Origin of the sequence: Halorubrum sp. ARQ200 (assembly GCF_005435115.1) — an archaeon.
Lineage (GTDB): Archaea > Halobacteriota > Halobacteria > Halobacteriales > Haloferacaceae > Halorubrum > Halorubrum tropicale.
On sequence record NZ_SGTZ01000011.1, the window covers coordinates 95991 to 117312 of the forward strand.

A 21322-nucleotide genomic window follows, 5' to 3' on the forward strand; every position below is an offset into this window, starting at 1 on the left:
GACTACACTAGTCAAGGAGGCCTCTGGTGCTTTTCCCGCTAACTAAAAGGTGATTTCAAACCGCGCACCGCCGTCATCCGCTGCTGTGAGCGTCAGATCCCAGCCGTGTGCTTTGACGATTCGGTCGACGATCGCTAGGCCAAGTCCGGTCCCACCACTCTGCGTTGAATACCCGGGAGTGAATACGACGTCACGCTTCGCGGGTGGGATCCCCGGTCCGTCGTCTGCGATATAAAACCCCCCTTCGACTGGGTGAACAACTACCGTCGTGCTCTCAGCTGTCTGATCGCCTTGGGCGCCCGAATGGCCTTTTGGTGGTGACTCTGTGGTTTGTTCGCTACCCGTTTCATCGGTTGAGACACCGTGTTCAACGCTATTTCGGAACACGTTTTCAAACAACCGTTGGAGCCGATCGGAGTCCGCGATAACCGTCGGCAGCGACTCCGAAACCGTCAGCTCGACTTGTTCGGTATCGATCGACTCCCATGCGTCTCTCGCAGCGGTTTCGATTGCGACTTCCTCTGTGGGTTGAACGACAGCATCATCGCGCGTCAGCGTTAGGACATCACGGATGATCTGTTCCATCCGATCGTGTGCGTCTGCGACCGACTCGAAGTGTTCGTGGTCACCGGTCTCCTCTGCTGCCTGTAGGTGGGCCTTCGCGACGTCGAGCGGGTTCCGAAGGTCGTGGCTGATAACGCTGCTCACTTGATCAACACCCGGTGAATAGCCTTCGTCGGGACACTCACGAAGGTCAGAAAACACGAGGTATCCGGTGTCGTCATCTGACGGGATTACGCGAGCAAAGAACGGGCCTCGGTTGCCGTATCCGTCCAGACGGATGCCGATCCGATCGCCGCGGACGAGATGTGAGACTGGCTCTCGATCACCGGTCGTATCGCAGCTGTTGAACCGGTCGAATATCGTCGACACGCGTCCGCCCACCAGATCCTGTTCGAACTGCTTCTTGAAGACATCGTTCGTGGCAGTCACGCGAGCATCGTCACCGTCGACGGTGTATGCGAGCGCAGGGTCTGGGAACTCACGTAACGGAATTGCCGTGTGACGATCGTCACTCATCGGTTGCTCACATCTCTATTTGGTATTGTTACCGCGCCCGCTTCTCCGTGCGAGTACGCATAGTAACTGGTCGGACCACCACCCGATACAACACCTGTCATCACTTTGGCCCGGCTACCTGTTTAACATTATTTCTTGCTTCTATGTCAGAAACACTCTTTTTTATAATAGATTTTATATCTAAATGAAACTATCTATATTGGGAACCAGCTATGCGCTCCGAGCAGCGCGTTTCAGTATCTGTGGCGTGACAAGGAAGTCAGCGACAGCAACCCCCACCATCGCTAATCTAAGTGTCTGATCTTCAACAACGAGGAACGCGATAGCTACGATAATCGTGGCCGTCATAGCGGGTATCCCCCAACGGACGACCGGACTGCGGAATACATTCGCTGATTGCGACATACCAGACCATCAGTATACGATCATATATTGATGTTGGCGTGTTTCTGAACCAGAATAATACCCGGTAGAACCATTACCGCTGTCACAACCACGCGCACTGCCGCCCCGCTGATCGAGACCTCAGACCCGATACGACTGACTGGCCGCAAGCGTGTGCTCATGTGGGCAGACCAAGCGTTCCTTCAGTCCTAGAAACTCAGACTGACCGACGCCTCAATATCGCCACCGTCGAGCGACACGGAAAGGTGCTGTGCGGAGGCGCTGAACTGCTCCCGGTGGTGGCCGTCGGGTGCGACGTAACACTCGCTCGTGACCAATCCGGCGTCCCGAAGTTCATTGAGACGCCGGTAAGCCGTCGGCCGAGAGACGTCGGCGGCCTGCGCGACAGCGCGCCCGCCGCGAGGCTGTTCGGAGACCGCCTCGAACACTCGCCGGGTGTATTCGTCTCCGAAGAGGTCGAGCAGCTCTTCCGTCGATAGCTCGTCGGTCGGTTCCTCAGTCCGGTCGCCGCGCGACTTGTGTCGCACTGCCATGTGACGATGATGTAACGGAACACCCTTGATGGAATATGCTCAGTATTCAGAGTCTCCGCAGCGAGGATATCTAACTATCCAGACTCGTCTTCGTGTGAGAGCAATCGGCTGCACGCCGATTGGCTACGACCCGGCGAATTGCGACCGCTATCCGCTACTGTCGTCGTGTTCGTCGTAGAATGCGTCCAACAGCTTTCGCTGGCTCGCCCGGAGATGGTGGAGCAGCGTCGATCCGGTAATCCCGAGCGATGTCGCAACCTCCTCGGCCGTACTTCCACGCGGGGAAGTAAAGTAGTCCGCGAGATACGCCGTTCGCAAGACGGTTGCCTGTCGGTCAGTAAGCCGTTCATTGAGTTCGTTCCGGAACTCCCGCGCGGTCGTCGGTGAGCGGGTTTTGTCCTGCCGTGCGAGAACGGGTGCCGGTCCGTCATCGCCGAGCACGTTTGCCAGCCGACGCACGTTTGCGTCGGGAGACAGTTCGACGATCAGCTGGCTGTTATCACCATTGAACATCCCCCCCTGTATTGTCGCACCACGGTTGATTGCTGTAATGAGCGGAACCTCCTCACCTAGCGTCACCTGGATCCGGCCGCGCTCTGCGTCCGATTGACGGATCACACGACCATCCTGAGCACTCGGAAGCGCTTCAAGGGTCTTGGCGACAGTGTCCGGATTGGCACCCGATACCGACAGGAAACACGTGAGACCCGTATCACTCGCCATTACCGTCCCCTCAAGTGTGAGTTCCGCATCGCAAGTATCGCTCACACGTACCAGCGGAGAGTTCTCTGTGAGTCCGAACGTAACCTCGGTGAGGGTGTCGGAAAGCAACAGCTTCCGATTCTGTGTTGCGTTGATCGCGTACCCGGCAAGTTCGCCGAGTGTCTCAAAACTGGCCTGTACGTGATCGCTGAATGCGGTTTCGGTTCCAGCATAGACACCGACGACGCCGTACACGCTAGAGCTGTACACCAGCGGGAGCGCAAACACCGACTGAACTCCGTCTGCGAATCCGGCGGCCCGAACTGCGTCCGGGACTGATGGGTTCTCGCTCAACGACTGAACCAGCGTTGGGTGTTGCTGTGTGACCGCTCGCCGTTCTGGAGTAGCCTCTCCCTGTTTTATCGCCTCGCGAACGGCTGGAAATAGCTCTCCTTGTTCACCCGCAACGCCGGTGATGACGAGTTCGTCACTGCTGACTGCGTACTCGCCAGTCCATACGAATCGATACTGGTCCGATGTTCCCAGTTGGTTCCGGATTGTCTTCATGATCGCGTCTTGGGACGTAGCTCCGACCAACCCCTCAAGCACGTCGGCGATCAGCGTATCGACCATCTCGGCCCGCTCGGACTCCGAACGAAGCCGTTCGATCGTTTGCCTGTTGGTGCGTTTTTCAGTGATGTCGGTGACGTAGACAGTTGCTGCATCGCCGTCAGGAACAACTGACACGGACAGCCAGCGGTCAACTTCTGGATAGTACTCTTCGAATGCTACATCAGATACCGATGTCCCTTCGAACGCCTTGGTGAGAGACCCTTTGACAGACTGGGGAAACACCTCAGCAATTGGCTCATCGTCGGGTGTGTCAGTTGTAAGAATATCGGCTGCCCTATCATTCCACGCGCGCACCATCCCATCTCGGACGGTGATAACTCCCATCGGTGCTTCTGCGAGACGATGTTCCAACTCCATTCACGTGGGGACCTCCCCGTTGTATCAGTGTTTTCCCGTCGGCCAGTATATACGTGTCGTCCGGTTGATCCGCGGTTCACGAGCGTATATCCTAGTCACTAACACCGGTGTTGTTCTGTCACTGTTTCAGAGTGAGCAACCCAAGAAGTGGATTATAGGTATAGTTGTAGAATACAGCATATGCCCTTGAACACCCAAGACCGTCTAATTTCTCAAGTCTGGCACGTTGTGATTCTCGGAACTATAGCCTCACTACCCGCAACTGCTGTATTGACATCCTCCTCCGCGTGAACACGGAGGAATCCCGACCGTAGTTGGGATATTAGGGTTTGCAGTCCACCACCTCTCGTTGCGGTTGGAATCCGCAGGAGAGGTCATACAGGTGGACTGCTGGCTGTGCCAACCAGCCGGTACTCTTATCTCCACCCAAATCGGGCGCAGACTCGGAGTTACTTTCGTTGATGTCGAGACGGATGTTCTCCGCCCCATTCACGTCCGCATTATACGCAGCATCACAGTCCTCACACACATACAGGCCGCGTTCGACACGCTGACTCTCGTCTTCTCTCCCACAAACGCAACACGTCTTACTCGTGTCGCGCTCGGACACTTCCACGACTTCGATTCCCTTGACCTTCGCCTTGTATTCGAGAATCGAGGTGAAGCGGTCAAACGCCCACCCGTGCAAATCGAGGTTGCCATGTTTGCCCCAGTTCTTCGAGTTGCCGTTCTCGTTCTCGCGTACACCTTCCAAGTCCCCGATGTTGATGCGACCCACACCACGCTCGATACATTTCTCCACGATGTGTTTGGCGAGACTGTGGAAGAGATGGGTACGGCGTTCCGACCACTTGTGATGGAGTCGCGTGGCCCTGTCGCCACTGCTGTCGTCGCAGTTGGCGATCTCCTTCGGGAAGTAGTAGCCGTCCTGCTTCAGGCGGTTGCCGGGGTAGAGGTCAGCGTCCTCGGTGCTGTATGCGACGGCGGCGAAGTTGCTGATGCCGAGGTCAATACCCGCTGTCTCGTTGCCGGGAGCGTCGGGGGTCTCGATCTCGTCCTTACAGACGAGGTGTAACTCCCATCGCTCCTTCGATTGGTCGTAGACAGCGCGAACTTGTTGTAGGTTCTCAACCGTGACGCCGGGGCGTGTCTCGTACTCGACGAGGATGTATTCCCGCGCTCGGGGGTGTTCTTTGTGATTCGCGCCTTTTGACAGGCGAACGCGGTTGTTCTTGGTGTCGTGACGGATGCCATTCTGTTTCCACGTCACCGTCGAACGGGGGTGTTCTTCGTGGACGCGGCGACCCTCGTCGTCGTAGTAGTTTTCTTTTCGGTAGCCGGGCGGATTGTCTCGTTCATCGTCGGAGCCGTACCACGAGTTGAAGGCTTCAGCGAGTTCCTCTAGAACCCGCTGACTGGACTGGCTGTGTAGTCCTTTGTAGTTGGGATGGGTCTTCAACTCGTCTTTCAACTCGTCGTGGTCGGGAATCTCGCCCGTCTCCTCCCACACGCTGCGGGAGTGGTAGTTGGCGACGTTCCAGAGTTTGCTGGCACTCCACCCGTGCTGGTCGAGCGACTCCACGACCTGCGAGTGGTTGCGGATTGTCGCTTGATAGGTGCGATGGACTTCCAGCATCGTGGAACGCCTGTATAATCGCTTATACTCGTTTTATTTGTAAATATTGGGATTGGACCGGATGAATATCCTGCGGTGCTATCGACGGTGGACTGTGGAATGGGTCGTCGGATTCATCCCGCGCCTGAAGGCGCGGGTATTCTCCTTGCTCCTTATAATTGACGCAAATGCGGCGATAACACTTATTGCTGTAAGTGCCACCGCACTCCCCACACTCAGAGACACCTCTCTCACTCCTGTCTTTGACTTGGAAACGTCATTCTGTGTTTCCATATACCGTTCTCAAACGACGTTAGCTAATGATAGCGAAGACCGAGTTTCTGGCCGTGAAAACCCGTTCTGCTCCGACTAGTTCACTCAGAGTGGTGTGGAACCACTGATTGACATCCTTCTCCGTGTAAACGCAGAGGAACCCCGACCGGTGGGAATTTCGGGTTTACAGTTCGCTCACCCTGATCCTTATTGGGTCAGATTTATCTCATCGAATTCTGCGTTTCTGCTCCCGAAACACTCTATTAGCCATTATTAACGCGATTATCGTACAGAACCACATGATACTGGAACATTATCAGTCATCGTCTCTTCGCAGAAAAGTTTGTTTCTTGATAATTAATGCGGGTCGCTGTGGTTCCGATCGAGCTAACTACTCTGCCGCTCTCACCCGGAGATCACATGCTCTCAGTACGGACAGACAGTCACTAACGGAGGAATCGTGCCGTGGGTCGGCTACCGTCCATGGACTCTGAGCAACCACTAGTCTTCAACGGAGATAGCCGCTGGGTCGTCGCGTTCGTGGCGTTACTCTTTGTACACAACGAGATCCACGAGATCGCGCACACGGGGGTCGGTCGTCTCATTTGTGGTGCGTGGGGCCCACGAAATTTCAACAGTTGGCGGCTCGCTTGTTCGAAAACGCCGGAAATTGTTCTGGCACCACTCGCAGGACTCCTCTGGAGCTACGGGTTGATGTGGATCGGGTATCGGTTATTGAATCCGGCAGAGTCACCGGTCAAACGGTCCGTTGGATTTTGTCTCGTTTTCGCGACAATGCCCTTCGGTCGGCTGTACACCGTGGCGCAGTCCGGAGGTGACGAAATGGTCATCCTGCGTGGAGCCTTCCCGACCGTTGATCCGACCGTGCGCCTCGCTGTCGGCCTCAGCATCGTTCTGCTACTTATTGGTCCCCCACTATACCGGGCCGCTAGTGTACTGTCAGAGCGACGGCGGTGGATTATTTTTACCGGGATGCTTCTCATTCCGTTTGTTCTATTCTTAATTGCCGTACTGCGAATCGCAAATCCACTGCTCGCATCCGGGGTCTTGGCTAGTGAGGGGCTACTCGGCTCACCGCTCCTCGTGAACCTCTGGACCGTGTTCTGGGTGATTGCCTTGCTTCTATCTTGGCGACGATTGTCCGCGACACTTGTACCGCAAGGGGAATCGACTCACCTGACCTCCCCGAGGAGGTGATCGTCGACGATGTGCTCGCAGAGACGTTGAACGGCCTGACGACGCACGCTGGGCACTCCGCCGCCGTCGATTTTTCAATCGACTCGACGAGAATGCGTGGATTCACATCGACTCGCTCACGTCGGACGGGTTTGCCACGGCGAAAGGACTCTTTCGGCAGTACGAGCAGTTCTCGTTCGTTGATGCCGCGGTTGTCGCGTACATACAAGCAGAAGTACTCGGCTACCTCTACGCGTTCGACGACGATTTCGACGCCGCCGCGGATGTCGACCGACTCGATACCGCGACAAACCCCTATGGACTCGGGTGACACTCTGGTAAATTAGCCGTCCACCGGCCCAGCACGGGCGTAGCGTTATTATTCCATAAACCTCAACCCACAGAGAGAATGCCCGAGGCCTTCACGCAACGACACCCGACGATTGGCGTGGTGGGGCCAGCGTCGGTCGAAGAGACACTCCGAGACGCGAAAGATTCGCTCGATGTGGCCGTTTCGATAGCACCTGCCGCACGTGACGCTCCCGGCTCAGTCGATGAGTTCGATTGTGTGATTGCCGCGGTAACGCCTGAGTTGAGCACCGCCGACCGGACAGATGCCGATACAGCCGCGTCACTGACCGAGGTCAGCAACTGGGCGGTCCGGAACGCCGCCCGTGACTCCGTTCCTCCGGTGGTGTACGTCGCCCCTACAGAAGCATTGATCGCTGAAGTGCTTGAGGCCGGTGTATCGGAGTATCTCCCGTGGGAACTGCTGGTCCAGTCGCCGACGACAGTGCTCAAGCGGGTGATCACCGCGACGGAGGTACAGCCGACCCCCGACTACCGGACCATCTACGACAACGTCTCTGAGCCACTCACACTTCATGACCCCCAGACGGGAGAGTTGATTCATGCGAACCGGCGGCTTTGTGAGTTGCTGAAGTATGACCGAGCTGAGCTCATTTCGATGCAGGTTGGCGACTACACTGCGAGCATTGACGGGTACGATCAGGCCGCTGCCATGGAAGTTATCACCTCCGCCACCGAGAGCGGAACTATCGGTCCACTTGAATGGCCGCTTGAGACGGCTGACGGCGAACACGTTTGGGTCGAAGCAACGTTGACGACAGTCACGATAGACAACCAGAAACTGGTGTTGTCGACCGCCACGGACGTAACCGACCGTCGACGGCAGCGCCGTCAGCTCCGCGAGATATCGACTCATATCGATGAGGTCGTATATCTAGCACGTGCGGACCTCTCGGAGGTTCTCTTTATTAACGAGGCCTACGCAGATTTGTTCGACCAACCGGTCGAACGCCTGTATGATGACCCGATGGCCGTTCTCGACGCTGTTCACTCGGATGACCGCGAGGCGTACCGCTCGGATCTCATCGCTATGAGCGAACATATCCGCGAGGGGGAGTCGGGCCCGTACACGTTCAGTCACAGACTCCGCGTAGGCGGTGAGACACGTTGGGTTGAGGTACGCGGCTATCCGAGCCGCGGTCCAGGCGGTGCCGTTGATCGGATCGTGGGGGTCATTCGAGACGTTACCGACGCGCGACGTCGCGAGCGCGAGTACGAGCAGATATTCAACGGCGTTACCACTGCGATCGCAGTCCACGACCCCGACACGGGTGAAATAGTCGATGTGAACGACAGTTACGTTGAGCTGTTTGGGTACGACTACGATACGATCCTTCAACAGGGGATCAACGGTCTCAGTGTCCCTGATGAGGCGTATACCGGTTCACGAGCAAGAAATCTCATTACCGATGTAGCCGAGAATGAGGAGGATGAGACCGTTGAGTGGCGCATCGAGACTGCCGACGGAGAACACCGTCTCGTCGAAGCGAACCTCACAGTCGCAACCGTAGGCGGACAGCGCCGTGTTCTCGGCTTGATACGCGATATTACCGAACAGAGACGCCGCGAGCGAGAGTACGAGCAGATCTTCAACGGCGTCAACGACGCTATCGCCATTTTCGACCCAAAGACGCTCTCTTTTGCCAGTGTGAATGATTCGTACCTCGAGCTTACAGGATGCGACAATATTGAAAATGTTCGCGAACTCGGTATTGAGGGTCTCAGCGCAACTGAGGACGGGTACACAGCGGAACGCGGTAAAGAACTGATTCAGGCTGTCGCCCGTTCGGGTGAACCGAAGACCATCGAGTGGAAACTCACCCCGCCGGACGAAGAGCAGTCATGGATCGAGGTCACGTTGGCGACGGCTGAGATCGGTGGTGAACAGCGAGTCCTGTCGATCCAGCGTGATATCACGGAGCGAAAGCGTCGCGAACGAGAGTTCGAACAGATCTTCAACGGCGTGACGGACGTGATCGGAATCTACGACCCGCAGACTGCGGAGCTGGTCGACGTCAACGACACCATGTGTGCGATCCTCGGGTATGACCGCGACACGATCATCGATATGGACCCGGAAGAGGTGACGGCGACAGCACTCGGATTCGATGCGGACACGATCGGAGAAGTCGTCCGCGACGTGGCCGAATCCGGGGACCCGGTGAGGGATATCGAGTGGGCGTTGCGGACCGCCAGCGGCGATGTCGTATGGCTTGAGGTTAACGCGACCCTAACAGAGATTGGCGGCGAGCGGCGTGTGGTCACTATCGCTCGGGACGTCACTGGACGGCGCGACCGCGAAGAGCGTGTACAAGTGTTGAACCGTGTACTGAGACACAACGTGCGGAACGATATGGACGCGGTCTTGGGATACACGGCTACAATTGAGGAGACGGCGGAAGACGAGACCGTCCGGGAATACGCCGAAAGCGTTCACAACATTGCGAACGGCCTCTTGGAACTAAGCGGTAAAGCGCGTGCCGCCAGTCAGATGCTTCAGGACAACAACGACCCGGAAAATCGCAGGGTTGGAACGGTACTGGAGTCCGTCGTCGCCGACCTCCGTGAGTCTCACGACGAAGCGACGATTCAGTTGTCCTCCGCTGAGGCTCCCGCACCGGCCGATACAGCTGTCTTTCGGTTGGTCTTGAGTGAACTCGTCGAGAATGCCGTCGAACACGGCGGGGACTCCCCGGAAGTCGAAATTGAGACGACGCCGTTTACGGCCAATGAGGAGACGCGAATCACGGTGCGTGACGACGGACCCGGAATCCCCGACCGCGTGCTCACTCCGTTCCAAGCTGACGGTGAGTCGCCGTTCCAGCACAATCATGGAATCGGCCTCTGGCTTGTCAACTGGGGCGTTCGGCAGCTCGGTGGCGGTATCGAGTTCGAGCGGCCCGCCGATGGCGGAACTGCCGTTCACCTTTCTTTACCAAATGTATTGCGTTGACGGCTGTAAATGAAGTAGCAGTCCCGGTTCCAAACAGGCTCGTTCGGCTTTGTTGAAATTCTTCGCAGGTGATACGTTCTACTACGATTACGATCAATACAACCTACGACGTCACGTTCTTTTTTTGACTCTCTCGTAGTTGGGTGAATGTCTCTGCCGAGGTCGCAAGAATGAGTAGCGAAAACGGAAGTCCGACAACATCTGACAGCAGGATTCCCATTGCTTGCCCGCCAATGGCACCGACCATTAACGATGTCATCGCTGTTAACACACCTGAGACGAGCCCAATCCCAGCGATAATCATTGCTAAGGCATGTTGAAGCCTCATCACAGTGAATTTGACAGCTGGTGCCTTTTATGCTGTTTCAGAACTAGCCACGACAACTGTGAGAAGATCATCAACACAATATCACAGGGACATATCTATCACGAGCAAATAATCCGCGACATGCGCGGTGTGCCCTCCACAGTATCGAGGCGGTCAGCTACGGATCTCGTAATCATCGGTACAAATCTGCTCCCTTTGGCTGGCATAGTCTATGGCGATTGGAATGTTTGGACTCTTTTGTTACTCTACTGGATTGAAGCATTTAGTACAGTCCTCTTCGGCGTGCTAAAGTCGTTGTTCGCAAAGCAAGGATCCCCCGATGTCGTCGGAGAGCGAGAACCACTTCATGAACTACGGCACAAACGAGGCGGTTGGCGCCCTCTCCCAACGCTTCCACCGATATACCCCCGCAATGTGCCTTTTGCGCTGTCAATACTCGGGATCTGGGCTTCCACTATTGTGCCGATTACGATACTCTCCTGGGTGTTGGTTGAGACATCAATAGCGCTTTCGTGGGAGGTCGCTGTAAGTATTGGTGCCCTCATAGTCGCACACGGCATCGAGTTTCACCGTGAGTACTTGGGGGCCAAAATATACAAGAATGTGTCCGCTCGTGAAATCCTACAACAACCGTCCCAGCTCACGCTCGGGGTGATGTTTTTGGGGGTGATCGGCCTATCAATGGGCCAGTCAGCCGGAGTAGCTGTGCTTGGGGGATTTGTGATTATTAAAACAGTTCTCGCTGTATCGTGGGAGTCTGCCGGTCCAATAGCAAGCGCATTCCAAGGACTCTTTGACCGACTCAGTGCTGACCGCGAGTTCAGTCAGTCGCAACCAGAGCTTAGCCTCCCAGATGAGCCGGTTCAGGCACGTGTGAAAGTCAACCCTCGATCTGTACTACTTGGAAGCACCACCACAATACTACTCACGGTGGTCAATCGCGGTGTCGCGCTGCTGCTGGTTGGCGTTGTCGCCGCAATGGTTACAGCGCATTTTTTGTGGGGTGGCATTGGCCTCGCCGTACTACTGGGAATTTTTATAATCCGAGTTGGGAGCTACTACCTCCGGTACGGCACTATTGAGTACCAACGGCGTGGTGAGAAACTTGTCGCGTACGACACCGTACTTGGTGCGCCACAGTGGTTGGTTCCGATTCACTCACAAGCACGATTTGAAATCAAGAACGCCATTCCTGACCGCCTATTCGGTACCGGGACACTACGGATTTCAAACGTTGAGGCAGCCCCAACAAACACAGTTCAGTTTGGTCCTGTCGCTGATCTTGACCACGCGACTGAGACACTTGACCTGCCGATCAGACACGAGGAGCGCCCTGAGCAGGATCTCGCGGTCGTGGGTGCCGCACTCATGTTGGCACTGGTTTTTCTTAGTGTTCCACTACTGTTGCTCGGCTCTCCCCAGGTGAGTGGGGCAGAAATGGCAGCTGTAATAGTCTTGATCGCACCGTTTTTTATGATTTTACTCAGCATTCTCGTATATGCGATGCTCGCTCGAATCTAAACGACCTGCGAGGGCGAGTTCATCAACCCACCGAGGTCGAAGGGAAGTCAGACACTCGACTCAGTGTTTTCTCTTCTGGAGATACCATTCAACCACTTCTCCCGACACCGCTCCAGTTGTTCCCGCATAGCATCCAACTGTAACCTTCACAGAGCGAGAAGTTCCCGCGCTCATTCTGTGCGGCTTTTTATGATTCGTAGTTGACGCCATTTGGCTCGGATCAATGTGTGGCCCGTCCTGCTAACGAGATTATGTTTACCGCTGCTGTTGAGGGATGTGCGACACGGTCACAATTATCTGTCGGAGAGAGCGGCTTCCGATATAGAACGGAAAGCGCTCGCAGCGCTCAGCTTACGCCGAAACAGCGGACGCTTTCGGTGATCACCTCGGCTGAGCCTCGAAGCACTGTGTCACCTCGTGGAACTCGCGATCAACACTCAGCAGAACCGTGAAATACGATTCACGGACGAAGTCGCAGTTGTTTCCTAGAGACACTCTATCAAACGGTTTCACCGCCAGAGACACCCCGAACGGGTTTAATCCAAAACCACATCAATAGCAATACGCCTTCCAACGATGAATCGACACACGCGTTCGTCACCCGACTCCGTCACGAGACGTCGAGTTCTCGCAATTGGTGCCAGTGCCGCCGTAGCGTCCACCGCCGGCTGCTCGACAGTGCTTGATGCGATCGGCAACCAAGTCTTCGAAGAGGTCAACCTCCTCAACCAGATGAATCAGGAGGTCAGCGGGTCGATCGAAGTCGTAGATCCCGAGGGCGAGACGGTCCTCGATACCTCGTTCAACGTCCCCTCGACCGAGTCAGACGGTGAGAGTAATATTGTCGCCTACGCCGACGTATGGACCACCACCGGCGAGTACCAAGTTGACTTGGAACTCGCGGATACCGTGATATCAGGGACCTCACAGCTGAATCAGCAATTTTCGATTACTAGTACTGAAGAGGACATCGTCGCTATCTCTATTGGCTCGAGCGATGAAAGTGAACCAATCGCGCTTCGAGTCGGAGAGTCGTTCTCGGATCTCGGTCAGACAAACGCGACCGGCTAACTGGGGACAAAGAGTTTCGCGAGTGTCCATCTGATAGCGGGGTCCTAGGCTGAATCAGCAACAAACAACACAAAGCGCCCGGCTGCGTGTACCAACACTGTCACCGGAAGCCCGATTGCGGCTGCTAGCACGGTAACTGAGAGTATTGTCGGAACGTTACCCACTGAAACCGCTAGTCCGAGCATTGTGAGGAACCCACCGATGAATATTCCCGCCGCGACCGTCTCTACTGTCCGGATGCTATCATATGCTAACGTCTGCGTACTGCGGTCTCCGACGAACGGGACTCCCCGACGATCCACCTCTAAATAGGCGTAACTGAGTAGCACGACTGCCAAACCGAGTAGTAAGACAGTACAGAGGAGAACGATGGCGGTTCCGCCGGCGAGTATCGACTCTTCTCCGCCGATCGCTGCCAATGATCCGAAAGCCAAAAGCGGGATAGCAAGTACTCCGAGCGCTATCACCACCACGGAAATCCCGGCCCAGACGTAGAGTCCGTTGCGTGAAAGCCACGTGTATGCTCGGTCTGAGTACGTGTTGGAGTGTGCTGTAGCTCGGTCAACCTCCGGGGTAGACCCGCTTGTCTGGGCGTCGTCTGTCATACCGGCTGATCGATCGTCTCCGGTATACCTCCTGTCGTGTGTCTCGGGCCGAGAAACACGGCCAAAGTCAGTGTCCCAGTGATATCTTCGCGGAGATCCCAACGGCGCTGCTGCCGCGGTCACCGTGTCGGTTCTGTATCGCTCACGTCGTAGCGCCGAACGCGACAATCTTCGTCGAGATCGAACTCAATTGACCCGTCAGCGAGACGGACTACAACCTGCGCGGCGGTTGGCACCGCGTCACCGGTACGTACGTTGCTCACCTCCGTAAGACTGTGCGGTCCGATCTGCGCATCACGCGGACGCAGACCGTGTGCCGCGTACAGTGACTCGACGGCGTGATGGCCGAGAACCGTCTGTGCGATCGGGATCGGATACGATAGCCAGCAGGTGTCACATGCCGCGGTGGCATACGGTACGTCTCGGTGGAGATACGTCTCTGGAACGGAGTCAGAGGGGAGCGATAAACCCGCCGCTCCCCAACAGTGCGGGCAGACCCCGTTACGCAAGAGCCGGACGTCACACGCGTGGTTTCGGAGCGTGGAGTCGATAACTGCGTCGAGTGACCGGTTTTCAGTTGCCCGCGGCGGCGTCGGGTACGCAACGGCGGCGCCGTGGTCCGGACAGCCAATATACAGGTGGTGCTCTCGGTACGCAGCGACGAGATGCCGATCGCAGTGGGGACACCTATACTCCAGCTCCTGCTCTCCGATTTCGTACCGTTTGTCGCCGTTCTGTGTCTTATAACTCCCCGCCCGAATTGCGGCCACAATCTCCAAGGCGGCTATTCGGGGACGATATCGCCCGTCCACCTTCTGAATGAAGTCGTCTTGAAGCTCGGACAAGTGGTAGCTGAACCGGCTCGTGTCCTCAACGCCGACTTGCTCTCGTAGCTCGGAGAACGTCGGCCACTCGGATGACCACGCTTCGTCGTACTGATCTGCGAGAGTTAACAGGATACGGACCCGTGTTTCGTCGGTCAACGCCGCATACGCTGACTCACTCCCCTCACGTTCACCTGTCATTGGTGTACAACACTGCTGTTGTTTCCGCTCGGGTATCTGATTTGTTACCGAATCAACTTAATAGTCGTCCAGATAACACTTACAACCCAATCACTCATTTCGTCATCTATGGTCGATTTGCCCTCCACGCTAGAAGCGGACGTGCCGAATCAACTTAATGATGAGACTGGTGCCGCCAGTGCGGTGGCGTTTCTCGCTTTCACGATACCGATCACCGTTTTGTTGAATTTGGCTGCCTCACTTGCTGCTGTCTCAGCCGTCAGTTCTGATGCCAGGGAGACGCTCATATTCATCGCTGGAAGCGCCGCGACCGAACTTTCATTTCTGCTCGTTGGCATCGGGTACGTTTCATTTCACTCGTCGTTCCAGGTTCCGGTTCACGTTCCAGACCGAGACTCTGTCTCTGCTCTCATCGGTGGACTGGGGATGAGTTTCGCAACCGCGTTCCTCTCGCTTGTAAGCACTGACGCGGTTCTTCCGAGTGTCGAACTCTCTCCTGGATTTATGCAGTACACAAACCTCGCAGCACCGACGGGTGTCGGCCTCGTCATCGCGGCAGTCCTGTCGCTTGCGTTGATCGGTCCTGTCGAGGAGTTCTTTTTCCGGGGCGTCATCCAGCAGCGGCTCCGTGCGTCGTTCTCGGCTAGAATCGCGATCGGTACGGCCGGCCTCGTGTTTGCGCTGTTTCACGTCTACCCCGTCCTCCTCCTGTCGCCGCCGATGGCCGCAGTTGCTCACATGACGCTTTATTACTCTCTGATGGGAGGGATATTCGGGTGGGTGTTCGAACGGTCGAATACCTTTGTCGCGCCTGCGCTCGTTCATGGTGTGTTTAATGCCGTGATATTTGTCGCGCCCCTACTCACCTGAGATCCGGTGAATTCGCGCTTCGAGGCTTGAAACACTGCTCTGGGATTACCATTCGAAAGGGTACACCGTTGAGGTAGCCGCCGGTCGGAGGCGGTATTCAGATAGGTATCCGACTGATGAGCATATCCCATCGCTGTGGCATAGTCTGGTGAGATCGCCCATCATTTTTTCCGCTCTCCATCGGCTTCTGGGACGGTTTTGACTGATCGACGCCAGCGATGGGGCCTAGCACTTGCTGCCGTGCTCTGTCTCCTTGATACCCGTTCAGCTACCTCTTGCGACACCGTGTTCCGAGCCGTGAATTTCCTCACTATTTTGTGGGTTGGTCATCTGGGATAATCCATGTCTGATACGGCCCTCCAAGACATATCAGAAGACGGCTCAACGGATTCCTCAGAGTTGGATCTCGACTGGCTCACGCTTGAAGACGGCGAGTCTATCCAGTGGTCAAGTACCCCACACAAGTACAGCGTCCTTCCTGCGTTTATCATTGGGATTCCGCTATCACTCGTCCTTATTGGCATCCCAATTGTTGCTGCGTCCTATCTTCAGTACACCAATACGAACTACGTAGTCACCAATCGTGGCCTCTACAGCAAACGTGGGGTACTCTCACGTGACGTCCAACAGATTGGGTTCGACAAAGTCCAAAACATCTCGTACTCACAGTCGGCGCTCGGCTCGTACTTTGGATACGGCTCCGTTGACGTCAGTACAGCCGGCGGATCTGGGATCGAACTTCAGTTTCGGAGTATCCCTGCCCCAGCCGCAGTTCAGGAGCTGATTGCTAGAGAAATTGATAGTCGACAGCAGACCGAGTCCGACTCGACGAAAGAGGATGTTCTTGATTCGATTCTTACGGAACTACGCGTCATTCGGCAGGCCGTCGCCGATGACCAGAGTGGGTCCCAGACCGACTCGACTGCCTCGTCTACTGACGAGTCAACACATACTGACACAGGTAACACAGATGAGTGACGGCTGGTGGTATCAACACGACGGTGAACGCGTTGTCTGGAAGGGTCGCCCGCGTCTCTCAGCGGCTCTTCCAGACATAATCGTTGGAAGCTCTATTTCCGTACTTGCCCTTATCGGCGCTGTCAGCGTCAACCTTTGGTTGCTAATGGGGGTCCCTGTCGGCGTTGCGGTTCTCAGCTGGGGGCTACTCAGGGTACGACGGACGCAGTATCTCTTGACGACACGAGCAGTATGGGCGAAACGAGGCGTCCTCGGACGAACAATTCGTCGCGTCCGTGTCGATAAAATCCAGAACACTTCATTTTCTCAATCCGCCACAGGCTCGTTTTTCGGCTATGGGAGAGTGTCTGTTGAGGTCGCCGGAGGCCGCGATCTGGAGTTTCGCCGGGTTGATAACCCGAAGGATGTCCAGACGACGCTCGCGGAGTACATGGGTAGTGAAGAGTACGCAATCCCCGGGTCCCGAGAGCAGTGGGAATCTGTCCTCAGCCTTGTCCGTGAAATCCGCGCCACGGTGGCGCCCACCAGAGATGATAGCGAGCCTTTGACCGGAAAATAAGGGAGTTCATATTGGGTCTCAAACGGTCTGCTGCCAATATTGAAGGCTGTCAGTTACTGTCCCCCGTCAGCGTTAGCAGCGTCGGCGAGAGATCACGTGGTGACCGGGAGATTAGTTTCCGGTAGGATAACCCGTTTATAAATGATCAAGTAGGAAACTGTCGCGAGAAGATACACCCCGACTGTCGGCAGTGGCGGCCAGTTCAAAATAAAAATCACGAACGCTACCCAGAATCCGGCTAATAGAATCCCACACAGTGAGACGACATGTAACCCTTCCTGTGTCTGAACTTGGACGTCGCTCCCCGTCAGCAGCCGGACGCTGATCATCGCCACAGTAAGTGTCGCCCAGGTCAAGACCGGGAGCCCGAATACTGTCCATATGGTGACCGCTAACTGTGGAGACTCACTGAGCAGTATTGGCCACCCGACTATCCCGAGTGCTGCCCAGCCAATGCTCCGAAAGAACTCTTCTCGCAAGATTGAACGGACGCGTGGGTGGTCAAGGAATTCGCGGAGGGGGTGCGTTGGAGTAGTCTCATCGGCTGTCAGCGCTTGCTTTCCTTCCGGCGATAGCGGCCACTCCGACTCCGGGTGGTTGAGATAATACAGGGTCAGTGAATCAGCGAACGACTCCGTCGCGACGACCCCGTGTTCCTCGAGTTCCGTTAACCGGTTCCGGACAGTCACCTTTGAGACGTCTGGCTTGATCTGCTGTTGAATTTGCTGGAGCGAGAAGAACGGCCGATCTGCTCGATACATCGTTTCGACGACGTGGCGGCGGGTGAGTTTGGTGTTTACCCGCTTGTCCTGGGGCAGTTTTTGTGCGATCCAAGGTGGGAGGGCCATGTGTTATGGGTCGGTCACGCGCAATATCTTAGCGAGTCAAATTGTATGTTTTGCTCTGGCGGGGCCACAGAGCGGTGCGGTGCTGTTTCAGCAAGTGAGACCGCTCGGAGACTGCGAGGCCGGCCCAAAGAGTCAGGTAGTCGCTGTCGAGCCTCTGCCCGTCGGGTGAACGTACCAGTACCAGAGGGAAGTCACGGCCGCGACCGCGACGTAACCGAGCGTGATCCACTGAGCGGGGTATCCACCTCTTATGACGAGATACACCGCGGCGACACCCCCGAGCATGATCCCGAGGGCGAGGCTTACGGATATTCCGCTTGTCGTCTGGACGCGAAGATCTGACTCGGTCACGCTCCGGATTCCGATAGCACTTGCCGTCAGCACGGCCCAGGTGACCACGGGAAGTCCGAAGACCGTCAGGGGTGTCATGTTGAGCCAACTAATTTCCATCGTCGCTAGCGGCCAGCCGACGAGTCCGGCTCCGAACCAGACGATACTTCGTAGCAGTTCCGTGCGTACGATCTCGCGTAATCGTGGCGTCATGTCCACGCACTCGCCTAGCATAGCAACCGGTAAAGCAGCGCCGAGAATTTTGTGTTCACAGAGGCGGATTTTTCGAGCGCAAAGGAGGATTTGTATCCGGAAAGCAGAGGGATCGCGTCACGGACTGTCGCGCCAGGCGGTCACCAGCCGATCGTATTAATCCTGGCGTGAGATGCGGGAGACAGCGAAGGCTCGCAGCCAATCTTGAGCTGTCTCTAGCGCGACGTTGCTGAAACTATTCGTGGCCGAGAACTTCGTCGCTCTATTTTTCAAAAAATACGTTCGATGGCATTCCAATGTCCCCTGCGGGTACGAGTAACGGCTTCGTGGCAGAGTCAGTGATCGACAGTTCATAAAGCTCAGATCCTCAACCATCCGAATCACTGGGAGTAACATAGTGATCCCGGGGACCCCACGATATCAGTCGAGGGGGCACGTCACTCTGTATACTTAGACCGATACGTCTCGTCGGGTCTGTATTATTAGCTCTTAGTTACAGGGAGATCCAGCGCACAGATACTACCGAAGACGATGATGCGTATATTTCAATATCCAACCCCTGTGAGACACGGGTTCTACGAGCAACCAGAACTCAGCATCTGTAAGCACTGGCGGGAAAGGGCCCTCGACAGGCTGTTGCCGGGAACAGAACACTCAGTTCGACGATCGAGAGGTCATTTAGGAGCCAGTTCCCGAAATCACATTGCTTGTCACCCGCTCGGTACAGATCTTTCAGCACTACCCGCGGCAACTCAGTAACGACAACGTTGAGAGCCATGTGCTTACAACAGACACTCTATCCGATCGGACTGGCCAGTACCAACATTGCGATAGGCTGGCTGTCTTATTACTTATCTGAGCCGATCCTTGGGGGGCTGCTCGTCGTGGTTGGGGTCTTTGTCATCCTCACCTCAATAGGAAGTACTCTCAGTCGGTATAAATCCGTACTCAGTGATCAACACTGACTACAGCAACCATGGCTTACTACTATTAGATTCGCTACCGGGTATGTACATGAATGCCCTCCACAGCACCTGTTCAAAAGTCACGAGACAGAACTGTGATTGATCCTCGGGATATCTGTGTTCCACGCCCAGGGTACGCGCAGCTGGTCACTTCGCCACCACGTCCGTAGATGAGCTCAGCAGCGACAACTCACGACACAGGAGCTAGTCGCATCCCAGATCCCGAACTATTGGCTCTTCTCGTGGCGAATCTGGTTCCGATTGTCGGGATTGTTGCGTTCGGCCTGTCGATTTTAGAGCTGCTGACATTATATTGGCTTGAGTTCGGCGTCGTATGTTTTTGGGCGGTTGTTCGAGCGACGTTTGCCGGGCGGCCAATGGAACGGAACGGGGATCCAATCCTGTTTGGGGCGATTGCCACAAAACAGACCTCCATTTCACTCCCGCTGACAGGTGCTAATATCCGACTACTGACTATTCCGACACTTTTGTTCGTAGTACCAATTATAATCGGACTGTGGCTATTCGTCGGGGCACTGGTTGTTGGCCCCGTGGCAACCGCAAATCCGGATGCCAATATCTCGTCGTGGCTCATTATTGGCGCGCTTGGAATCTTCATCGCGGAAGGATGGCGAACAGTCACTACGTACTTCCGAGATGGTGATTACCAAGGTCATAATGTCGCAACAGCTCTTCAGAGTGTCGTCACTGAGGGCGCAACCGTACTCCTCGCGAGCACCATCGCGCTGCTCACCGCAGCTCTGGTGGTTTCTAACGGCGGGGCTGGAGAGACCTCTCGTGCAGTTGAACGGGTTGCGACGGGACCACTTGTCGCTGTAGTAGTCTCGATTAGGCTCCTCACCGATCTCGCAGGATATTATCACGATGGCCGACTCGGTGCGGGACTGTGGTCACTCGTCGGTCGTGGGGAGGCGTACAGTCCCCCAGAGCGTAAGACGATTGAGACAACGCTATCAGGAAATCCCACAGATCTGCGCCCGTCGCTCTCGGGACGACTGCTGCCTACGGCGTCACATTTCCGGACACACCCTGGACCGTGGTTGCTGACACCACTCGCCTTTCTCGCCGCATCACTTGCTGTATTCGATGGTGCTATCCAAATAGCGGGTGGCATCATGCTTCTCGGGATCGGCGTCCCGCTTGGTCTCATCCACCTCGACTACTGGATCCGGTACGTTGGTGTTGAATACCGGTTAGATTCGAACACTATTGTTGCGACTGATACCCTGTTTCAAACCCCTCTTTGGCGGTACGAATCGCTAGCTGATCATGAGATCCGAGTTGAACGTGACCCCGTCGATAGGTGGTTGGACACCTCGACGGTATTCGTTGACCGCGGTGACAGGCCGACCAAGCTACCACGACTCGGAGATACGACCCCAATCACGGACTCACTTGTTGGCGCGAGTCCCGCTGACAATGACGCTGGTGCCAATTGGAACGCGAATACGAACGGGCCAGACACTATGGTGGAAGTTGGCATCGAATTGCTGCGGTTAGACAGTACAGCACCTCGTACGTCGCTTGCGTCGATGGCTCTGTTTGGAGTCGTCTCACTGATTGGGTTGGTGATAGCTGCTGAGTTTGAAGGCGGCGTAGCAGCAGGCGTCTTCGTATTTTTGTTTACTGCGATTCCGCTCGTCGGACTTATCATATATCAAATCAAACAATAACTAACGCTGTTGGCCCTCCAGTATTAGGCTGCGGTTCCACGAATTTGGGACACTAACCCATACTGGAGAGGTGTCGGTAGTAGATACCTCTATTTGACAAATGGATAGTGCTGGTGGACGGGGCGGAGGGCCGTCCTTCCAGCGGGGGTGATCAATGGAGCGTCGCGGGGGAGTGGGTGAGCCTCCCATCCGTTGGGG

15 protein-coding genes and 1 pseudogene are annotated in these 21322 nt (G+C 55.7%); 8 read left to right on the top strand and 8 right to left on the bottom strand.

The features are described 5' to 3' along the window. Positions 1-42 precede the first annotated feature (42 nt). The 4 genes from EXE50_RS12845 to EXE50_RS12865 all read right to left on the bottom strand — a co-directional run bounded on the left by EXE50_RS12845 (position 43) and on the right by EXE50_RS12865 (position 5346). Positions 43-1080 carry a HAMP domain-containing sensor histidine kinase gene (locus EXE50_RS12845; RefSeq protein WP_121600572.1) on the bottom strand — a complete coding sequence of 346 codons (1038 nt, stop codon included), beginning with the start codon at positions 1078-1080 and terminating at the stop codon, positions 43-45. Between the two features lie 593 nt (positions 1081-1673). After that, the gene (locus EXE50_RS12855) at positions 1674-2018 is read right to left on the bottom strand and encodes a winged helix-turn-helix domain-containing protein (protein ID WP_121600574.1); all 345 of its coding nucleotides are present in this window, start codon (positions 2016-2018) and stop codon (positions 1674-1676) included. 147 nt (positions 2019-2165) lie between these two features. Next, on the bottom strand, positions 2166-3710 hold the full coding sequence (locus tag EXE50_RS12860) for a bacterio-opsin activator domain-containing protein (protein ID WP_137705259.1): 1545 nt from the start codon (positions 3708-3710) through the stop codon (positions 2166-2168). A gap of 322 nt (positions 3711-4032) precedes the next feature. Beyond that, positions 4033-5346, bottom strand: a complete 1314-nt coding sequence (locus tag EXE50_RS12865; RefSeq protein ID WP_137705260.1) for an RNA-guided endonuclease TnpB family protein — start codon at positions 5344-5346, stop codon at positions 4033-4035. A 1376-nt stretch (positions 5347-6722) separates the two neighbouring features. On the opposite strand from EXE50_RS12865, the pseudogene EXE50_RS17780 reads away from it, so the two are divergent. From EXE50_RS17780 to EXE50_RS12890, 4 genes and pseudogenes are all read left to right on the top strand, one after another. Next, positions 6723-7126: pseudogene (locus tag EXE50_RS17780) on the top strand (VapC toxin family PIN domain ribonuclease). 78 nt (positions 7127-7204) lie between these two features. Next, positions 7205-10117 (top strand): PAS domain S-box protein, encoded by a 2913-nt coding sequence (locus EXE50_RS12875; RefSeq protein ID WP_137705261.1) that lies wholly within the window; start codon positions 7205-7207, stop codon positions 10115-10117. A gap of 448 nt (positions 10118-10565) precedes the next feature. Next, the gene (locus tag EXE50_RS17785) at positions 10566-11966 is read left to right on the top strand and encodes a DUF6498-containing protein (protein ID WP_241982681.1); all 1401 of its coding nucleotides are present in this window, start codon (positions 10566-10568) and stop codon (positions 11964-11966) included. A 678-nt stretch (positions 11967-12644) separates the two neighbouring features. After that, complete coding sequence (locus EXE50_RS12890) at positions 12645-13037, top strand: hypothetical protein (protein WP_233561724.1); 393 nt, start codon at positions 12645-12647, stop codon at positions 13035-13037. 44 nt (positions 13038-13081) lie between these two features. On the opposite strand, the gene EXE50_RS12895 is transcribed toward EXE50_RS12890, so the two are convergent. Both EXE50_RS12895 and EXE50_RS12900 read right to left on the bottom strand, forming a co-directional pair. Continuing rightward, positions 13082-13642 (bottom strand): hypothetical protein, encoded by a 561-nt coding sequence (locus EXE50_RS12895; protein ID WP_137705262.1) that lies wholly within the window; start codon positions 13640-13642, stop codon positions 13082-13084. Positions 13643-13761: 119 nt separating this feature from the next. Further along, on the bottom strand, positions 13762-14667 hold the full coding sequence (locus EXE50_RS12900) for a winged helix-turn-helix domain-containing protein (RefSeq protein WP_137705263.1): 906 nt from the start codon (positions 14665-14667) through the stop codon (positions 13762-13764). Between the two features lie 108 nt (positions 14668-14775). Here EXE50_RS12900 and EXE50_RS12905 point away from each other — a divergent pair, with 108 nt between their 5' ends. The 3 genes from EXE50_RS12905 to EXE50_RS12915 all read left to right on the top strand — a co-directional run bounded on the left by EXE50_RS12905 (position 14776) and on the right by EXE50_RS12915 (position 17074). Continuing rightward, complete coding sequence (locus EXE50_RS12905) at positions 14776-15537, top strand: CPBP family intramembrane glutamic endopeptidase (RefSeq protein ID WP_121600581.1); 762 nt, start codon at positions 14776-14778, stop codon at positions 15535-15537. Positions 15538-15879: 342 nt separating this feature from the next. Further along, the gene (locus EXE50_RS12910) at positions 15880-16515 is read left to right on the top strand and encodes a PH domain-containing protein (protein WP_121600582.1); all 636 of its coding nucleotides are present in this window, start codon (positions 15880-15882) and stop codon (positions 16513-16515) included. Further along, the gene (locus EXE50_RS12915; RefSeq protein WP_121600583.1) at positions 16508-17074 is read left to right on the top strand and encodes a PH domain-containing protein; all 567 of its coding nucleotides are present in this window, start codon (positions 16508-16510) and stop codon (positions 17072-17074) included. The genes EXE50_RS12910 and EXE50_RS12915 overlap by 8 nt, the downstream gene beginning before the upstream one ends. A gap of 92 nt (positions 17075-17166) precedes the next feature. Here the strand turns inward: EXE50_RS12915 and EXE50_RS12920 are convergent, their stop codons facing one another. Together EXE50_RS12920 and EXE50_RS12925 are read right to left on the bottom strand one after the other, a co-directional pair. Continuing rightward, the gene (locus tag EXE50_RS12920) at positions 17167-17922 is read right to left on the bottom strand and encodes a transcriptional repressor (RefSeq protein WP_121600584.1); all 756 of its coding nucleotides are present in this window, start codon (positions 17920-17922) and stop codon (positions 17167-17169) included. Positions 17923-18054: 132 nt separating this feature from the next. After that, positions 18055-18486: a hypothetical protein gene (locus tag EXE50_RS12925; protein ID WP_137705264.1), complete on the bottom strand. Its 432-nt coding sequence runs from the start codon at positions 18484-18486 to the stop codon at positions 18055-18057. A 1114-nt stretch (positions 18487-19600) separates the two neighbouring features. Between EXE50_RS12925 and EXE50_RS12930 the strand changes: the two genes are divergently transcribed. Beyond that, positions 19601-21124 carry a DUF6498-containing protein gene (locus EXE50_RS12930; protein WP_137705265.1) on the top strand — a complete coding sequence of 508 codons (1524 nt, stop codon included), beginning with the start codon at positions 19601-19603 and terminating at the stop codon, positions 21122-21124. Positions 21125-21322: the final 198 nt, after the last annotated feature.